Raw genomic sequence first — 16,738 nt, forward strand, 5'->3', positions numbered from 1 at the left:
GGTGCGACAGCTTACGCCGATGCTGTGGCGACTTATTTAGGGTTTGCAGTTGATAAATCAACGGATTATTGTTCTAGTATATGTAGTTGGCATTCAGGGCGTGATACGATCCGAAATACATTCGCCCGTCAAGCTATTCCCATGACCTGGGACTTTGTGGAAGCTAACCCCTTAAGTGATTCTACAGGTAACTTTGCCGGTGCTGTTGATTGGATATCAGCAGTCATAGAATTAAGAAATACCGACACCCCCGGCTTAGTTAAACAACATAATGCAGCCCAAAAATTACATTTAAACTCTCCGGTTATCTCCACAGACCCCCCATACTACGATAACATTGGCTATGCAGACTTAGCAGACTTCTTTTATGTCTGGCTGCGCCGTTCCATTGGCAAACTTTACCCACAAATTTGCAGTACCTTACTAGTACCCAAAACAGAAGAACTAGTCGCCACCCCCTACCGATTTGGTGGCGATAAACAACAAGCTAAAGAATTTTTTGAAACTGGTTTAGGTGCAGCTTTTAGGAGAATGCGAGAAACCGCCAATTCTGAATATCCAGTTACTATTTATTACGCCTTTAAACAGTCAGAAACAGAAACCAGTCAAAATAACGAAAGTGTCACCGCTTCCACTGGGTGGGAAACCATGCTAGAGGGTTTAATCCAAGCTGGTTTTACTATTGTGGGTACTTGGCCAATGCGAACAGAATTAAGTAACCGCAGCGTAGGTATTGGAACCAACGCCCTGGCCTCTTCCATCGTCCTTGTCTGTCGTCCCCGTCCAGAAACCGCCCCCTCGGTCACCCGTCGCCAATTTCTGCAACAACTCAAGCGGGAACTCCCCGCAGCACTGGAAAAACTGCAACAAGATAATATCGCACCGGTGGATTTAGCCCAAGCTAGCATTGGTCCAGGTATGGGTATTTTCTCCCGTTACACTAAAGTTTTAGACGCTGACGGTTCTGCTATGAGGGTACGTACCGCCCTGCAATTCATTAATCAAATGTTGGATGAATACCTCACAGAACAGGAGGGAGAATTTGACCTGGAGACCCGTTGGGCTTTGACTTGGTTTGAACAACATCAATTTAATGAGGGACTCTACGGGGAGGCGGAAACCCTCTCTAAAGCCAAAAATATCAGTGTTGAAGGTTTGGTGAATGGGGGTATTCTGTCTGCTGAAGGTGGAAAGGTGCGACTATTGCGCCGGGGAGAGTTACCCGCCAATTGCAACCCCATGGGGTGTAATTGGTTGATGACCCAACATCTGATCTACACTTTGGATAAAAAAGGAGAAACCGGCGCTGGGGCGGTATTATCTGAGTATAAGGGTGAGTGGGAAATATTACGAGATTTAACCTATCGGTTATATAACATTTGCGACAAAAAAGGCTGGAGACAGGAGGCCACTGCTTACAACAGTCTGGTAATTTCCTGGGGGGAAATTTGTCGCCTAGCAGCTCAAAGCCGACCGGACACTCTACAGGGAGAATTGTTTTAACTACCTGATACAGATCCTCAGATCCCCGACTTCTAGATAAATTATATAAGAGGACTGACATACTGTGAGAAGTCGGCGAGCTATACTAGATACATGATTTCCTAGTCGGATTCATCCGACTTCAGCTTTCAAACGGGGGTTTAAACCCCTGGTTGCTACATACATCGGCTTCAGTCGATCGCCCCACAGATACCCGGGCGCTCCCAGATGCCCACACCACAAGATTGATAATATTAAGATATGTAATTTATTGTCTAAGAGATTGTTTGATAACTTTTCAACAGGTAATTTTCATCACATTTTTACCCGCCTTAATTCCCCGTTACCAAGGGAGGGGTAAAACAATATTTGATACATTAATCATAACTTTTCCCACATGCTCTAAGATGAATTTCTCCCAAAAGTATTTCGCCGGGTGCACCGGTGGCTGATGGTAAGTTACCAGGAAGCCCCAACTGTCGCCAGTAGGCTAAAACAGCAAAAGCGATCGCTTCTTTAAAATCAGCATTCAAGCCCACCTCATCCGTAGTCAAAACCGACAGGGATGGCAATAATAACTGTAACCTGTGTTTTAAATACAGATTGCGACTACCCCCACCACATAATAATACCTGCTGGGGCATTTGGGGTAAAAAACTCCGATAACTGTGAGCAATAGACCCAACAGTAAGTTCTGTGAGTGTCGCCAGTAAATCAGCTGGATTGAGTTGGTAGGGTTCAGCATCTTTCAAACATTGGTGTAAGTAAGCTACACCAAACAACTCGCGCCCCGTAGACTTGGGTGGGGGTAGATGAAAGTAATCTTGCTCTAACCATTGTTCTACCAATGAGTAGCAAGGAACACCACTAGCAGCCCAATTGCCATTTTCATCATAGGACTGACCACCATCAGTTAAATATTCTACTGCCAAATCCAACAAACTATTTCCCGGGCCAGTATCCCAGGCGCGAATTTGCGACAGCCAATCATCACCACGAGGGGGAAGGTAAGTGACATTACCAATTCCACCAATATTTTGAATGCAACGTCCCCCCACTGAATCACCGAGTAAAAAAGCATCAACTCTCGGTACAAGGGGCGCACCATGACCACCAATATTAATATCCGCGATCCGAAAGTTACTCACAGTGGTAATTCCTGTGAGATGGGCAATCAAAGCACCTCGGCCTAATTGCAGACTGTAACCTAATGTAGTATTAAGTGCGTCTGTGTGTGCGGGTCGATGGTAAACAGTTTGACCATGGGAACCAATTAAAGTAGCTGGTTGGTGACCGATTTGGATATCTTGAGCAGCTTGGGCAAAAGCACAGGCGATCGCATCGTCTATTTCTGCTAATTCTGCCATAGAAATGGCAACACCAGCGCCCACTGCTAATATTTTTTCTCTTAATTCAGCCGGATAGGGATATGTTTCCCCAGCGATTAAACCAACCTGCAAATCTAAATCACTACCAGAAATCTCCACCAATACAGCATCTATACCATCTACGGAAGTACCGCTAATTAAACCGATCACGCGAGTAGGCACAGTAACTGTTTTAGTGGGATGCATTGGCAAAGATTCTTTGATCGATAGGAAGTTAACACTTAATTTATACTACTTTTTCTGGGCTTTGCTCAGTGAAAATATGAATTGAGTTTTACGCAAAGGCGTAAAGGTTAAATTCAAAGCCAGCTATTTTTTGATGTTTCTGGGTAGCGATGTTGGTGGTAATACAGTTCACATTCACTGCGGTAGGATAAAAGGTAGAATCAATTAGCATTTCTCCCGATGAATCTAGCTGAAACTCCCAATAAGGAAAATTCTCATAATCCTTTTCTCACCCTCAACTACGAACCAGCATTAGAATCTTTGGGTGATGACTACTACGACGAGGTAATAGCAGCTGATTTTCCCCAACATATTTTACGCTGGCGCAATGATTCACTCTTACCGCTTTTGGGGCTAGATCCCCACGCCGTTACAGACGAGAATTTTATTAACGCCTTTGGTAAATTCCAGCAACGCCGACCATTATTAGCATTACGTTACCACGGTTATCAGTTTGGTACATATAACCCTGATTTGGGTGACGGTAGAGGCTTTCTCTATGGACAAGTCCGCGGAACTGATGGCCAGTTATACGACTTTGGTACTAAAGGTTCCGGTAAAACACCCTACTCTCGTGGCGGTGATGGAATGCTGACACTTAAGGGCGGAGTCCGAGAAGTTTTAGCAGCAGAAGCATTACACCAATTAGGAGTACGTACATCTCGCTGTTTGACCATGATTGAAACCGGGTTATCTCTGTGGCGGGGTGATGAACCTTCACCTACAAGGTCATCTGTCATGGTCAGGGTAAACAGTTCCCATATCCGGTTTGGTACTTTTGAACGTTTGCATTATTTCCAACGACCAGATTTAACTCAAAAACTTTTAGACCATGTAATTCAGTATTATTACCCCCATTTACAGCCCGAACCCAATCAATATGTTTTATTTTATGCCGAACTAGTGAAACGGGTGGCGCAACTAGTAGCCCAGTGGATGGCGGCTGGTTTTTGTCATGCAGTCCTCAATACTGACAATATGTCAATTACAGGAGAAAGCTTTGACTATGGCCCTTATGCTTTCATTCCTACTTATGACCCATACTTTACAGCCGCTTATTTCGACTACTATAGACGTTACTGTTATAGCCATCAACCCAGTATTTGTCAATTGAATTTAGAAATGCTTCAGGAACCATTACAAGCAATCATTGACAAAACAGAAATGGATTCAGCCTTAGGAAAGTTCAATAAGTATTATCAAGATGAATACCGCTCGTTAATGTTGAAAAAGTTGGGTTTTGAGGAGTTAGATTTGTCAGCAGCAAATGAACTGTTAAATTTAACAATTCAATTCTTACAAGATAGCCAAGTTGGTTATCACCGGTTTTTCTATGAAATGGCCCGGACTTTTACTGCTAAATGGCGAGATGATCCCCATATGGTCATGAACGGTGCGGATATTATCCCGACATCAGGTGCATCACAGATATTTGAGAACTGGTGCTTACTGTATCATAAAATTCTCAATTCTTTGGATGTAGAGCGGATGCATATAATTGCTCAAACCCTGGGTGAGAATAATCCCCAGACGGCTTTATTAAGACCAGTGATTGAATCAGTTTGGGAACCGATCGCCCAAGAAAATAATTGGCACCCGTTTAATGATTTGGTGCAAAAAATCCAATCAAAAGCTTAGTAAATTAACACCACTCAACTAGGAAGAGTGTACCGCTGTTCAATAGCTGTTTTGATGGCATTCAGGCTTTGACTAGCTGATATATGAGTTTCTTGCTCCACTGTTTCAGCTGACTCTGCCAAAATGTCATCCTTAATGGCTTCCCGGAACCACTGGGAATAATCTCCCTTGTGGAGATGATACAACCAAGTTTCATCGTCCACACCCTCAGCCATCTGGATAAATAAAGTGAGATTGTGAGCGCGGAGATTTAACTTTTTCTCCCGACCACGAAAGTAAAAACTTCTGTCTTTACCTAGTTCACCTTCAGCATATTTACGTATGTGGCGCAGTTTCTCAATACGCCCAGGAGCGATGCGAAAACGAAATGGGGGGATTTCTTGTTCACAAAACCAAGCTAATGCTTCCCCGGTTTTCAGGGTTTGAGGTGTGAGCTTTGGTACAGCATAACCCATGGTTTGGCAAAATGCTCGGATGTTCTGTTCTGGGGACTTGCCAATGGTGAGGATAGTATCTACTAAGGACAAGCCAGCGGGTGCTACTTGATCTGGATGAACTGTAATCAGCATGATCCCTTTGAGTTGTTGGGGTAATGCTAGTGTGGCCAGATTCCAGGATGAAGGTATCAGATGATGTGCCTCATCAATGACTATCCAATGAGGGCGACCAGTTCGTGATCGCAATTCTAATAAGGATGGTAGAAATTCGGCAAAAAATCCGGGGCGGTCTTGTAAAGCAATACCCAATAAGTTAACTACAACGTTTTCATTCGGTTTTTCTAGTAAATCCATCACTTCTGCTAGTCTAGGTGAAGCTTCAGCATCACCCACAACCACCCCATTGGCAAAGTTTTCATAGTCGCCTTCTGGGTCAATAATGCAAAATTGGTAACCTTGTTCGGCGATGCGTTCGAGCAATGCTGAGGCTAGAGTAGATTTACCGCCCCCAGATGTGCCAGCTAGTAAAATGCTGGAGCCGTAAGGATGTATACTGAGTTCAGTACCATTTTCTTTCGTACCCAACAGAATTTTGTGTCGCTGTAACTGCTGATCTATGGCGGATAAATCGGAAGTCAGCAACAAATCAATCAGTTCAATCACCCCGTCTCCCCGGGGATCATTGGTGACGAAATCCACACTTTCCATGAGCACCGGTAAAGCATTCGCAACGGCTACAGAACATTCACACAGGTGAAGAAAGGCGTGGTCGTTTTCTGCGTCTCCTACTCCCACAACGTTGTGGGGCGAAAACTTCATTTCAGTCAAAGCCGCCATGAGTCCAGTTGCTTTGTTAATCCCTGAAGGTAGCACCATGACCGCACCTTTGTTAAAGATGACTTGTAATTCTAGTCCTAAATCACGGATGGTTTTTAAGACTGTGGTTTCATGGGGATGCCAAGTAGCGACAATAACTTCACCCACTGAGAGTGGGCTAACTTGGCGATCGCGTAATGCTTCAATAAACTGTATCGGCGGCTGCAAGGCTAATAACTTGGACTGACGAGAAGCGGGAGAATATAGCACAGCGCCATTTTCTGCCACCACATAGTCAAACACATCCACAGGCTGAAAAACTTGCAGCAAATCATCTAACTGCCTACCTGTGACTAAAATCAGTTTGCGACCGGAACTCCGCAGACGTTTTAGTGCTGTTAAGGTGTCGTTATGTACACGACCATCAGCAGCTATTGTACCATCGTAGTCTGTAGCTAATACAAAGTAACGCATAGACAGAACTAGTATATCTGATCTTAAGATACACAGCCTATACCGCTTTTTTATCCGGCTTTAGAGATACTGCACTGTGCTTTGACTGGGGATAGACTCCCCCAACGCTGTGATCAGAATTAATGGCAATTACTAAGTCAACTCCTGCAGACGATTCCACCAACGGCGTGATGAATAATTCCGGGTGCAGCGATAGCCAAAAATATTTGACAAATTCTTGAATCTGTGCATCTGACATCCCCGATTTGCCAGTAGCGATCATTTGTTGTTCTGCTTGTTGTCGCCAAGTCAGGGAATAACGGTAATCAGTGGGATATAGTACAATTAAACTATCTAATCGTTCCCACAGTGGTAGATAATCACTCAGTCGCTGATTCATGTCACGAGCAAATACTCGATCCTCCTGTGTCACAATGGGTGGCGGTGCATGATTAAATACATCTGGATTAATTGGCTGTACCCCCACAAACCAACCTTCAAACAGAACAATATCAATATTTTCCATGATTTCTGGGGTAGTGCGATCGCCAGCACCATTGTATGCCGATTTATCAAAGCGGGGAATACTCACCGGAGTTGCGCCCTGACGAATTTGATCTAGGACTTTTAAGCCTAAATCTAGATCATGGGTTCCCGGTGGACCCCGCCAAATCAACCGGGGGTCTTGCTGAGTTAAAATTAGGCGATCGCCGTAAGTTTTATATAAGTCATCTAACGATAAACTCACAGTCCGATATCCCAACTCCTGGAGAAGCTTACACAGTACCTGACACATTGTGGTTTTACCGGTACCTTGTCCCCCTAAAATTCCCTGAATTAGGGGTCTTCCCAAGGCTTGGCGATGGGAAGCTAATTTTATACTCAATGGCAGCCATAAGTCCCACAACAGAGCTAACATTGTTTCTGGTGGCTGATTCAGGTGGGTTTGGCAGAATTGGTGAAAAGTTGGTAGCACAGAGTTGAGTAAACCTGCTTTTGTGGGATTTACTTCAGTTTCCCAAAAATCCATGATTAGGAACCCAGTTTAAAGGACTCGACAAACATACTATATATAAAACCGACCTTGAGAACGTTGAGTGATTCTACCAAGAGCGAGGGTTTCGCCAAAAACCTGCGACTATAAAATATTCTGCTAGTCACCTCTGTGAGTACCACAAGAATACCAGCGATCACAATATCTAAGGCACCTCTTTGTCCAGCTATAGTAGAAATTGCTGTTCCCAGGAAAAAACCAAAAAAGAAGTTAATCAATAGTAAGGATAAACGTCGCCAAGGATTTAAGAACCATTGCCCCAAACGCCCAGCAACGGTATCGAATAAATTAGTTAAACGAGTGTTTTGCATTAATAACCAGGGGAGTGGGTGCCAAACAGTTACATTTTACCGCTTCAGAGAATAGGCTAGTATTTGGTAAAGTCTAAACAAAATATTATTACTAACCATTATCAACATGAAATTGACAGCATATCGTAACGCTGCTATTACAATTTGTACCCTGGGTCTGCTGGGATTCATGGTGGGATGCTGGGAAATCAGTGTGTCCTTTGAGTCAACTGACCATATGAATCTACCTGCTTCTGACATCCTAGAGCCGGATGCAATTTCAGTCTCACCCGTCCTAAATCAAACAGTCACTTCTACTACCATGGGTTCGGAAACTACCCAAGCCAATAAAATCGGACTCAACAATACTCACATCTTGGCAGATGGCCAAGGCTCAACTGCTAATACCAACCATCAAGGCAGTTTACGCATGAGCAATCAAACAAATCAGCCTGTGCGCCTGGCTTTACTGGCGCGACAGCCACAGGTGACCACCTCCATTGTTCCAGCTCATTGGGATTTTGATCCCCAAGAAGGTAGTGAACAGGGGTTGATTCTGTCCTTACCTAATGGGAATCTCAAGTTGGAAAACGGAGATGTTATAGTTGCCTTTGCACAAGACGGTTCTCGGCGTTACTGGGGACCCTATGTAGTTGGGGAAACCTCTTGGCCGCAATGGAACACCGAAAATCGAGAATGGTTATTGGTACTGACTCCTTGAGGGCAATTAATTTCCTATTCCCCAGGGTCTGACCCAGAACAAAATATAAGTACTTGTGACTAATAAATAATGAGGATAAAACTGACTATTCCGAATACTGTGAACAACTGGTACAAAAATATACTCAAAAGTCCAGTTTTGGCTGTGACTATACTAATTTTGATTGCTGGGCTGGCTTATGGGTGGAATTTGGGGAGTGTGGGCTTGATTGATGAAACAGAGCCACTGTTTGCTGAAGCTTCCCGTCAAATGTTGGTTACAGGTGATTGGATTACCCCCATTTTTAACGGCGAAACTCGTTTTGATAAACCAGCTTTAATTTACTGGTGTCAAGCGATCGCCTATATAATTATCGGGGTAAATGAGTGGTCAGTGCGGCTACCTTCAGCCATGGCCGCCGTAGGAGTCATCGGTTTAACTTTTTACACTGTACACTGGTATTTCTCCCAAAAAGACCAATTAGAGCAGGTTTCACAGCCAACTCGGCGCAACTTCACAGCAATGCTTGCAGCCGCCATGCTAGCACTCAGTCCTGAGATGATTGTCTGGGGGAGAACTGGCGTCTCAGATATGATGCTGACTGGGTGCATGGCATCAGCGTTATTATGTTTTTTTCTAGGGTATGCTAGTCAGGAACAACAACAGGCACAATTCCCTTTATCTCTATTCCCCAACTCGTGGTATTTGGCTTGTTACGTCTTAATTGCTGGGGCGATTTTGAGTAAAGGTCCTGTAGGAATTGTTTTACCCATACTCATTATCGGCGCATTTATTATCTATGTCGGCAACATCCGCAAAGTCTTAAAAGAAATGCGTATCTTCACGGGGGTGCTAATTATTTTCGGTTTATCAGCCCCCTGGTATCTCTTGGTCAGCTGGCGTAATGGTTGGAATTACATCAATTCCTTTTTTGGCTATCACAATGTAGAACGTTTTACAGAGGTAGTTAATGGTCACTCCGCTCCTTGGTATTTCTACTTCTTAGTAGTATTACTCGGATTTGCGCCCTACTCAGTGTATTTACCCGCAGCAATGGCTAGAACGAGATTTTGGCAGCGATCGCACTGGAGGAATTGCCAAGAACGCTCTCAACAATTGGGTTTATTTGCCTGTATCTGGTTTATTGCTATCTTTGGGTTTTTTAATATTGCTGTCACTAAACTTCCCAGTTATGTATTGCCTTTAATGCCCGCCGTAGCTATTTTAATAGCATTATTATGGAGTGATTTTTTCCCCGAAAATAAGTCAGATATCCCCTGCGCCTCTTCTTTTATCAAAATCAGTGCTTGGACTAATGTGATTTTAGGCACAGTATTGGGAGTGGCACTGTTTCAGATTGCTCATTTAATGGATCATAATTCAGTTGCGCCCGGCTTCCTCCTACTGATTCAAAAGGCAGGTTTACCAACACTAGGGGGAATAATTTGGTTTTTGGGGGCGCTCCTGATTGGCGCTTTAATTATCAGTCGCCGTTGGCACAGTATTATTAGCGCAAATTTACTGATTTTTACAGCCACCTTGATCATTGTCTTAATGCCAGCCTTATTCTTGATGGATCAACAGCGTCAGCAACCTTTACGGGAATTATCAGCTCTGGTACTGGCACCAGAACATATGTCTATGGCTGGGTTACCCAAGCTATCAGATGAGGAATTAGTTATGGTGGGCTTCAAAAAACCAAGCGTAGTATTTTACACCCAAAAGCCTGTAAATTATATTTATCAGCCAAAAGATGCTGTAGAGTATATTCAAAATCGAACTTCTCAGCCAGCAAAACAGCCTTCAATGCTTGTGATAGCCTCACAGCAAGACCTTGAAAAAATGGACTTGCAACCCGGTACTTACGATATTTTAGGCACTAGACAAAGGTATCAGTTAATTCGAGTTTCTTTTTGACACTCCCCACGCCTTTAGGCGGGGGATTCGGTGCATTACTGACGTTCCTTGCTTTTACTGGACTTGCGTCCAGCAGAAGTAGGGGGAACATCACGAAAGAGCGTTACTTCTTTGGCACAGGTTGGACGGTTTGAATTTTGGAGCGATCGCTTTAATCTTATCAAAGAAAAGCCTCTTATTTATTGGTGGAATGATGAATTTCTCAGACGCTATGCTGAGGCACCAAAGTTAGGGGATGAAACTGATGTCAGAGTAGGAATGCAAACTGCTAATAACCCTCGATTTTTACGCCGACCTTGGGAAATTCAATTCAATCATCTATTTATTGGTCTTTGTAAAAATAATTTTGTTGCTTGTTCTGATAAAAAGTGGGTTCCATATATAAAAGGTGCAGCAGGAAAAATATGGTTTGAACCCCTCTCAGATATAATTTTGTGGCAAAATTCAACTTTAGAAAAACAAGTAGTTTTTGACCATTATGGTTCTAATGGCGTAGGTAACGGCTTACCCAGTAGACATCTTTATTTTCAAAAAGGAGTAGCGGTTGCAGCTATTGGTGCAAACTTAAGTGGTCGTGTTCATAGATTCCGAAGTGTTATGGATATTATGGGACAATCAGTGTTTCCTAAAAATGTCGCACAAACTGTTTGTCTGTTAAATTCGCACTTTGCTCAAATAGTTTTAGGTTCACTTAACCCTACTGTTCATTTTCAAGCTGGTGATATTAAACGCCTTCCTTTATTCCCCATAGAATCAGCAGACGAAATCTTTACCCAACTAGACGAAGCCTTCACTGAACACGAAGCCGCCCGCGAAACATCGGTAGAATTTCGACAACCCGCCCCCTCAGCTTGGAACTACGCCCAAACCTGGGCGCAAACCGCCGTAGACAGAGAACCCGGAACACCCTTACCCCCCTATCAACCAACCTACGAACAACCCCCAGCCACCAACCATATATCCTACGCCCTGGGAGTCGCCCTCTGTCGCTTTGATAAAAACGGCACAGGTATCATCACCGCCCCTTCTGTAGAAAAGAAACATTGCACCCCAACGCCTTACCCAACGGCATTTTATATCTTTCCGCCTACAGCGACAACGACAGCTTAAAACATCCCGCGCACTTGTAGCCGAATTGACAGAAAAAGAACAAAAGCGGCGAGATCATAAATACAAAAAACAAACCCAAAAATAAATATAGAATCCTTGATAGGATTACAGGAAGAAAAACAAGAAAACATTATTATCTTAAATTGGAAAAGACTAATTGATACTTACAGAACCAAAAGTAAGGATGAAAATATTATGATTTATACTTGTGACGCTAAACTTATTCAAGCACCTAAAGGTGAACCTAAAGACAAAGCAAAAGCAAAATTATATGAAGGATTTGACTTACAACCTTAAAGTCAGACTAAAATCATCTCCAACAACATAACTCTATTACCGAAACAGAACTTACCCAAATTCTCGGTAATGCCAGAAAAGCTAGACGCTTTGCTTTAGAGTTTGAGGAATACTTGAAGAAAGTTCCCTTCTCAGTCAGGATTGAAACAACAAATAACGGTAAGCGTTACGTTAAGCAAAATTGAAATTGGGAATTGGGGATTGGGAATTGGGTATTGAAAATTGGGTATTATAATTTGTCGTAGTCTTCTGGTTCTATGTCAGGGACTTTAGCTAAAACTTCCTGGAATTTATCCCAACTACCGCGTTTGGCTTTTTCTTCTACATAGTCTTTGGTCATCCATGCAGAAACTTGTGCTGATAGTGCAATGGCTACCAGTTGTTCTAAAGGCATATTTTCTTTGGCTGCTAAGGTTTCAATTTGCTTATATAAGAATTCGGGGATTTGTATGTTTAAGTTACTCATGATATTTCTCCTACTTGTTGTAAGAATTCTTTAGGAGTTAATACTCTAATGCCAAATTTCTCTGCTGCTTGTAAATCTTTTTGATTGTAAGTGATAATAAGGTCGGCTTGGCATTCCATCGCTAAGTCTATTAAAAAATCATCGTCTGGGTCGCGTGCAATTGGTCGCCATAGATAAAAAATATTACATTGGTTAGATATGGCACAAAGGGCTTCTATAATATTATCAATATCTTGATTGTTTAGGGTTAACTTGTCTTTTTGTCTTTTAAGTATTTCTTCGTACTCGAAGATTAATGTGGTAGAAATATTTAATCGCCAGCGAGTATCGTTGAGTATGCTTAACAGCTTGTAGGATGCGCCACGACTAGAGCGTAAACCAGCTAGAAGTACGTTGGTATCTAGTATAATTTGATAAGGTATTGTCATTTTTTAGTTTTGTTGCATACTGTCTTGTGTCTGGTTTTTCGCTGTTTGTTTGTGATTATTATTAATGGTCTGCTTTTAAACCCAAGGCTTGATTAATTTCAGCCAATAAATCTTCCATGGATATGGAACGAGGCAAAATCTCAGGGGCGATGTGTTCTTTTTGAGATACTATCCCCACCACAAACTGTGCTAATTCACTCGTGAAGTTTTCGGCTGCAACCAAGCTCTTGCAAGGTTTTTCAGCTAGAGAATCAGTAGGCGTGTGACTGAATCGCTGGTCAATGATCAAAATTGGCGGCAAATTGAAAGGTAAGTCGGCTAATGCTTTTAACTCTTTTAGCACCTCTTGAGGAACAGAAGAATCTCCTAAGCAAATCAGCAGTAAGTCAACGCTTTGGTGGCGAATTTGTTGTATGACTTCTGCCGAGCAACGCCCCATTGAGGCTTTTAAACCAGCGGTTTGTAAGTACTGGATTAAAGCTTGAAACCACTCAGATCCCCGTATGGCTGGACCATGCAAGCTATGGTTACCGTCGTTATTTGGTGAATATTTTGCGACTGTTTGATCACCCTGATCAGCGTCTGGCTGAACGCTCACGCCATAGTCCAGCATGGTTAAATCTACCACCAGGATACTGGGTGGGCAGCAGATACCAGATGCAATTTGTAACACAGATAACAAGGGATCTGTGCTATAATCATGGTTTTCTTTTTCTTGTGACAATGGTCTCAAGTAAGGAAACACCGACAAACCAGGTATCTGGGAAGCAGCTAGGGTCGTCGCCACATCACAAGTCACCAGTGGAATATTAGCCAATATAGGATGTTGAGCTAACTCTTGTAGGTAAGTTTGTGCCAAGGCACCTTCTACATCCAGTAAAATGACATCAAACTGCCAAACCTGTGCCAAGAGTTCAGCTTGATCTAAATCATCTACTTCTATCACCCGATGTTCTCGCAGTGAAGGCTGGGGGTTAATTGATTCTAAATTCTGTTCTACTAACCTGAGAATTCTCAGTGGACTTGTGATCGGGGTGATTTGATGATTATTTAACTGTGAATTTCTCATTGCTGGTTGAGTACACAAGTTTTCTAATAGTGGTACTAAGGCCTCATGCTGAACTGGTAAGTTGAGGAAACCATCCGCCCCATGGGCAAATACTTGCTCTTTTTCCGCTCCAGTGGCTGTGACTATTACGGGAATATCCCTAATTGCAGCATCAGATTTCAATAGAGTCAGAACATCCCAACCTGACAGTAAGGGTAATAAGGGGTTTAAGAAGATCGCTTTCGGTTGCAAGCGGCGGGCTTTTTCTACTGCTTCTGTTCCTGAGCGAGCGATGACGACACGATAACCTAAAACTTTCAGCTTATCGGTCAAATCTTCGATATATCGAGCTACTGCTTCCACTACTAGCACTAACCGTTGTGAGCTGGCGGGTGGATGTTGGGTAGTTGTCGCCACGCGCTGGCGTGCTGACATTTCTCTTCGCAACCCCGGGGAAACGGCGTGATCCCTCACTCCAAAGCTGCTCAATTCTTGTGTTTCAGGAGTTTTGATCTGGCTATGTTCTTTGATTCCTGTCTCTGGTTCACTCAAGCCTGTTGTGGGGGGACTAGGTGGGAGTAGTAGTGTAAATTGGCTACCTTTGCCTTCACGAGATAAGAAGCTCACGTCACCTCCGTGAAGACGAGCTAAAGCCCTGGTTAAAACCAGCCCCAGACCAGTACCTTCAAATTGGCGAGTCAGGGGATTTTCTAGTTGTTGGAATTTTTGGAAGATTAAATGTTGCTGATGTTCGGGAATGCCAATACCTGTATCCCAGATAGTAAAGGCAATCCAGCCTTCCCAACGACTGACGCGCAAACCAATTTCCCCGGAGTTTTCTGTAAACTTAAAGGCGTTGGAAAGTAGGTGTACTAACATCTGCCGCAAGCGCAATTCATCCGCTACTATCTCGTCTAAATCTGGTTCAATCGAGATGGCTAATTCAGGTATGGAATTGGCTGTTGGGGCGGCGCTAGCTTTGGTGGTTTGAGTGTGAATCGCTTTTGCTTCTGTGATGGCGCGATCGCACACTGCACGAATTTTCACCGGGACAAGGGCTAAATCCATCTGTCCGGTTTCCATGCGGGTCAAATCTAAAATGTCATTAACTACACTCATCAAATGTCGTCCGCTTTGATGAATTAGTCCTGCATAACGGGCTTGGCGCTCGTTGAGTTCACCCAACTGCTGATCTACCAGTAACCTTGATAGTCCTAAAACAGCAGTTAGGGGAGTCTTCAGTTCATGACTAATACAAGCTAAAAACTCATCTTTTAATCGATTTAATTGAATCAGGTCGGCATTTTTGGCTGCTAGTTCTTTATATATCTGCTGCTGTTCGGTGACATCAGTAGCTAATACTAAACATAGGTCATTACTTCCTTGAGTCTTGGGAGTAGCCTCAGTTTGCCTACAGTTCAATTCTGGCAGATTCAGTTCTTGGGAAAGAAGTTCTGATTTGTGACTATCTAAGATAATTTTGGCAAACTGCCAAATCCGCTCGCTACCATTGTGCACTTCCACAACACAGGTGCAAGTACCCATCTGGCTATCCAAAAAGCAGTGATTGGATTTACTCTTTCTGGCGGTTGACTGCTTACTCTGAGCTTCTTCTCTAGCAGATGATCCGCGAACGCTATCGTGTAGGCTATGTCTGGGTGGTGGGGAATATCCCCCCTGTGGCAGAAGTTCATTCGCTGACATCAAGGTCTGTTCTGTTGAATGAGATTCCCCGGGATGATTATTCCCTCGAGAATAAAATCTGCTAGCTTTAGCGTATTCTGTAGCCGTTTTCCTCTCTTGGGAGGCTAGTATTGCTTCAACTTGTTCGCGAATACCTTCGGGATCTTTCAATACTTTTAATTGCTCCCACCAAGCCGGATTTTGCGCTACTATTTCACCTGTTCCAGTTTGCAGCATTAACGGCCAAGGCAGTATTTCTAATAGCTGCACTAGTGATTTTTGTGGCGGTTGATATTGATTTCTGATCCGCGATCGCGCTATGGCTTCTCCACGTAAGCAATCCCGCAGTGCTGGTAGCAATCGCGGCAGTCCAGCTTGGCATTCAGCGATTCTCCCAGTAGTTCGCCCCCGTGGTGACTTATCGGTTCGCCAGTGAGTTTTGGTTATCCTGTTGGAGGTGTTAGCATTATCTGGGGAAGTGTTTTTAGGCGTTCTCTTCCCGGAAGGTGAGCACTGGCTGCTACTAGAATCAAAAGCCAATTTTTCTTGAGTTAATGCTCTTAACACTCGTGAGCTATTCAGCAGCCCTAGAAATTTGCCTTCTTTATCAATCAGTGCCCAATCTAAGTTATTGTTGTTTCGGCTCCTTTGGTAACGCCAAAGCAGCTCTAATTGCTCTACACAATAAGTTGCTGGTAATGTCTTGAGAGGCTCGATTATGGCTTGATCCCACCTTGACAATGGTTGCTGCAAGTCCAAAACTTGATTTCCACCCCATACTGCCAATAATTTTTGTGTTAAGCGGGCAGACTGCACCAATCCTAAGGGGTATTGTTGCTGATTTACTACTACCAAGCGATCGCACTGCTCTTGCTCAAAAATCTCCAGCACCATAGCCAGAGTACTTGTTTCTAAGCAGCTGGGTACGGTTGCGAGAAAGTCATAAAGCGGGTACTGTAACATTGACATAAGGAACCTTAGGGGTCATTCTTCTTTGTGTAAGCTTGCCGCTTCAGCATCGGCACTTCGGCAAAAAGTATTAGAGCGGCAAAGCAATAATATTCAGAAGAATCATTTCACGGATTCTTTTTACAGCTTCAACGCCATTGAGACAAGGGGGAAGGCCGTTCGCCTGTACTCACGACGAGGTTGTTAAAAGACAAGACTTATGGGATTGACTCGTTCGTTGCCCTGGACAATCTTAGTTTTCGGTGAATATCCTTGTCAGTTTCTTACTGGTGTTGAAACTCCTCTGCAATAGTGACAACTAAAACAATTATGAGGCCAAAGATTCGCTAATAAACCT

At 43.4% G+C, this 16,738-nt stretch carries 14 protein-coding genes; 6 read left to right on the forward strand and 8 right to left on the reverse strand.

Going from position 1 to position 16,738, the window contains the following annotated elements; genetic code table 11:
• Positions 1-1,503, forward strand: a 1,503-nt coding sequence (locus tag PN447_RS04200) for a DUF1156 domain-containing protein (RefSeq protein WP_271761064.1), incomplete at its 5' end; no start/stop codon positions are given.
• A gap of 356 nt (positions 1,504-1,859) precedes the next feature.
• On the opposite strand, the gene PN447_RS04205 is transcribed toward PN447_RS04200, so the two are convergent.
• Both PN447_RS04205 and PN447_RS04210 read right to left on the reverse strand, forming a co-directional pair.
• Complete coding sequence (locus PN447_RS04205; protein ID WP_271761065.1) at positions 1,860-3,056, reverse strand: anhydro-N-acetylmuramic acid kinase; 1,197 nt, start codon at positions 3,054-3,056, stop codon at positions 1,860-1,862.
• A gap of 88 nt (positions 3,057-3,144) precedes the next feature.
• Positions 3,145-3,267 (reverse strand): hypothetical protein, encoded by a 123-nt coding sequence (locus PN447_RS04210; protein WP_271761066.1) that lies wholly within the window; start codon positions 3,265-3,267, stop codon positions 3,145-3,147.
• Positions 3,268-3,275: 8 nt separating this feature from the next.
• Between PN447_RS04210 and PN447_RS04215 the strand changes: the two genes are divergently transcribed.
• On the forward strand, positions 3,276-4,733 hold the full coding sequence (locus PN447_RS04215; RefSeq protein WP_271761068.1) for a protein adenylyltransferase SelO: 1,458 nt from the start codon (positions 3,276-3,278) through the stop codon (positions 4,731-4,733).
• 14 nt (positions 4,734-4,747) lie between these two features.
• Here PN447_RS04215 and PN447_RS04220 read toward each other — a convergent pair whose 3' ends face one another.
• The 3 genes from PN447_RS04220 to PN447_RS04230 are packed head-to-tail and all read right to left on the reverse strand — an operon-like array spanning position 4,748 to position 7,804.
• Entirely contained in the window at positions 4,748-6,460 is a 1,713-nt protein-coding gene (locus PN447_RS04220) for an HAD hydrolase family protein (protein ID WP_271761070.1), read from the reverse strand.
• Positions 6,461-6,497: 37 nt separating this feature from the next.
• Positions 6,498-7,469 (reverse strand): glycerate kinase, encoded by a 972-nt coding sequence (locus tag PN447_RS04225; protein ID WP_271761072.1) that lies wholly within the window; start codon positions 7,467-7,469, stop codon positions 6,498-6,500.
• A 2-nt stretch (positions 7,470-7,471) separates the two neighbouring features.
• Positions 7,472-7,804: a DUF565 domain-containing protein gene (locus tag PN447_RS04230; protein WP_271761074.1), complete on the reverse strand. Its 333-nt coding sequence runs from the start codon at positions 7,802-7,804 to the stop codon at positions 7,472-7,474.
• A gap of 106 nt (positions 7,805-7,910) precedes the next feature.
• Between PN447_RS04230 and PN447_RS04235 the strand changes: the two genes are divergently transcribed.
• From PN447_RS04235 to PN447_RS04250, 4 genes are all read left to right on the forward strand, one after another.
• Positions 7,911-8,504: a hypothetical protein gene (locus tag PN447_RS04235; RefSeq protein ID WP_271761076.1), complete on the forward strand. Its 594-nt coding sequence runs from the start codon at positions 7,911-7,913 to the stop codon at positions 8,502-8,504.
• Positions 8,505-8,573: 69 nt separating this feature from the next.
• Positions 8,574-10,400 (forward strand): ArnT family glycosyltransferase, encoded by a 1,827-nt coding sequence (locus tag PN447_RS04240; RefSeq protein WP_271761077.1) that lies wholly within the window; start codon positions 8,574-8,576, stop codon positions 10,398-10,400.
• Positions 10,401-10,448: 48 nt separating this feature from the next.
• Positions 10,449-11,510 (forward strand): hypothetical protein, encoded by a 1,062-nt coding sequence (locus PN447_RS04245; protein ID WP_271761078.1) that lies wholly within the window; start codon positions 10,449-10,451, stop codon positions 11,508-11,510.
• 96 nt (positions 11,511-11,606) lie between these two features.
• Positions 11,607-11,807 (forward strand): hypothetical protein, encoded by a 201-nt coding sequence (locus PN447_RS04250; protein WP_271761079.1) that lies wholly within the window; start codon positions 11,607-11,609, stop codon positions 11,805-11,807.
• A gap of 229 nt (positions 11,808-12,036) precedes the next feature.
• On the opposite strand, the gene PN447_RS04255 is transcribed toward PN447_RS04250, so the two are convergent.
• The 3 genes from PN447_RS04255 to PN447_RS04265 form a co-directional block, all read right to left on the reverse strand.
• Positions 12,037-12,273 (reverse strand): hypothetical protein, encoded by a 237-nt coding sequence (locus PN447_RS04255; protein ID WP_271733984.1) that lies wholly within the window; start codon positions 12,271-12,273, stop codon positions 12,037-12,039.
• Positions 12,270-12,701 (reverse strand): putative toxin-antitoxin system toxin component, PIN family, encoded by a 432-nt coding sequence (locus tag PN447_RS04260; protein WP_271761080.1) that lies wholly within the window; start codon positions 12,699-12,701, stop codon positions 12,270-12,272. Before PN447_RS04260 ends, PN447_RS04255 begins: the two co-directional genes overlap by 4 nt.
• Positions 12,702-12,762: 61 nt before the next feature.
• Positions 12,763-16,401: a hybrid sensor histidine kinase/response regulator gene (locus tag PN447_RS04265; protein ID WP_271761082.1), complete on the reverse strand. Its 3,639-nt coding sequence runs from the start codon at positions 16,399-16,401 to the stop codon at positions 12,763-12,765.
• Positions 16,402-16,738 lie beyond the last annotated feature (337 nt).

The sequence above is a fragment of the Anabaena sp. CS-542/02 genome, from assembly GCF_028331085.1.
In the GTDB taxonomy this organism is placed as follows: Bacteria; Cyanobacteriota; Cyanobacteriia; order Cyanobacteriales; family Nostocaceae; genus Anabaenopsis; species Anabaenopsis arnoldii.

What these genes read in the sequence shown, in the direction of transcription:
- PN447_RS04205 (WP_271761065.1), bottom strand. Translation starts at nt 3,056, where the DNA reads ATGCATCCCACTAAAACAGTTACTGTGCCTACTCGCGTGATCGGTTTA.
- PN447_RS04210 (WP_271761066.1), bottom strand. Translation starts at nt 3,267, where the DNA reads ATGCTAATTGATTCTACCTTTTATCCTACCGCAGTGAATGTGAACTGT.
- PN447_RS04235 (WP_271761076.1), top strand. Translation starts at nt 7,911, where the DNA reads ATGAAATTGACAGCATATCGTAACGCTGCTATTACAATTTGTACCCTG.
- PN447_RS04265 (WP_271761082.1), bottom strand. Translation starts at nt 16,401, where the DNA reads ATGTCAATGTTACAGTACCCGCTTTATGACTTTCTCGCAACCGTACCC.
- PN447_RS04225 (WP_271761072.1), bottom strand. Translation starts at nt 7,469, where the DNA reads ATGGATTTTTGGGAAACTGAAGTAAATCCCACAAAAGCAGGTTTACTC.
- PN447_RS04240 (WP_271761077.1), top strand. Translation starts at nt 8,574, where the DNA reads ATGAGGATAAAACTGACTATTCCGAATACTGTGAACAACTGGTACAAA.
- PN447_RS04255 (WP_271733984.1), bottom strand. Translation starts at nt 12,273, where the DNA reads ATGAGTAACTTAAACATACAAATCCCCGAATTCTTATATAAGCAAATT.
- PN447_RS04230 (WP_271761074.1), bottom strand. Translation starts at nt 7,804, where the DNA reads ATGCAAAACACTCGTTTAACTAATTTATTCGATACCGTTGCTGGGCGT.
- PN447_RS04260 (WP_271761080.1), bottom strand. Translation starts at nt 12,701, where the DNA reads ATGACAATACCTTATCAAATTATACTAGATACCAACGTACTTCTAGCT.
- PN447_RS04215 (WP_271761068.1), top strand. Translation starts at nt 3,276, where the DNA reads ATGAATCTAGCTGAAACTCCCAATAAGGAAAATTCTCATAATCCTTTT.
- PN447_RS04220 (WP_271761070.1), bottom strand. Translation starts at nt 6,460, where the DNA reads ATGCGTTACTTTGTATTAGCTACAGACTACGATGGTACAATAGCTGCT.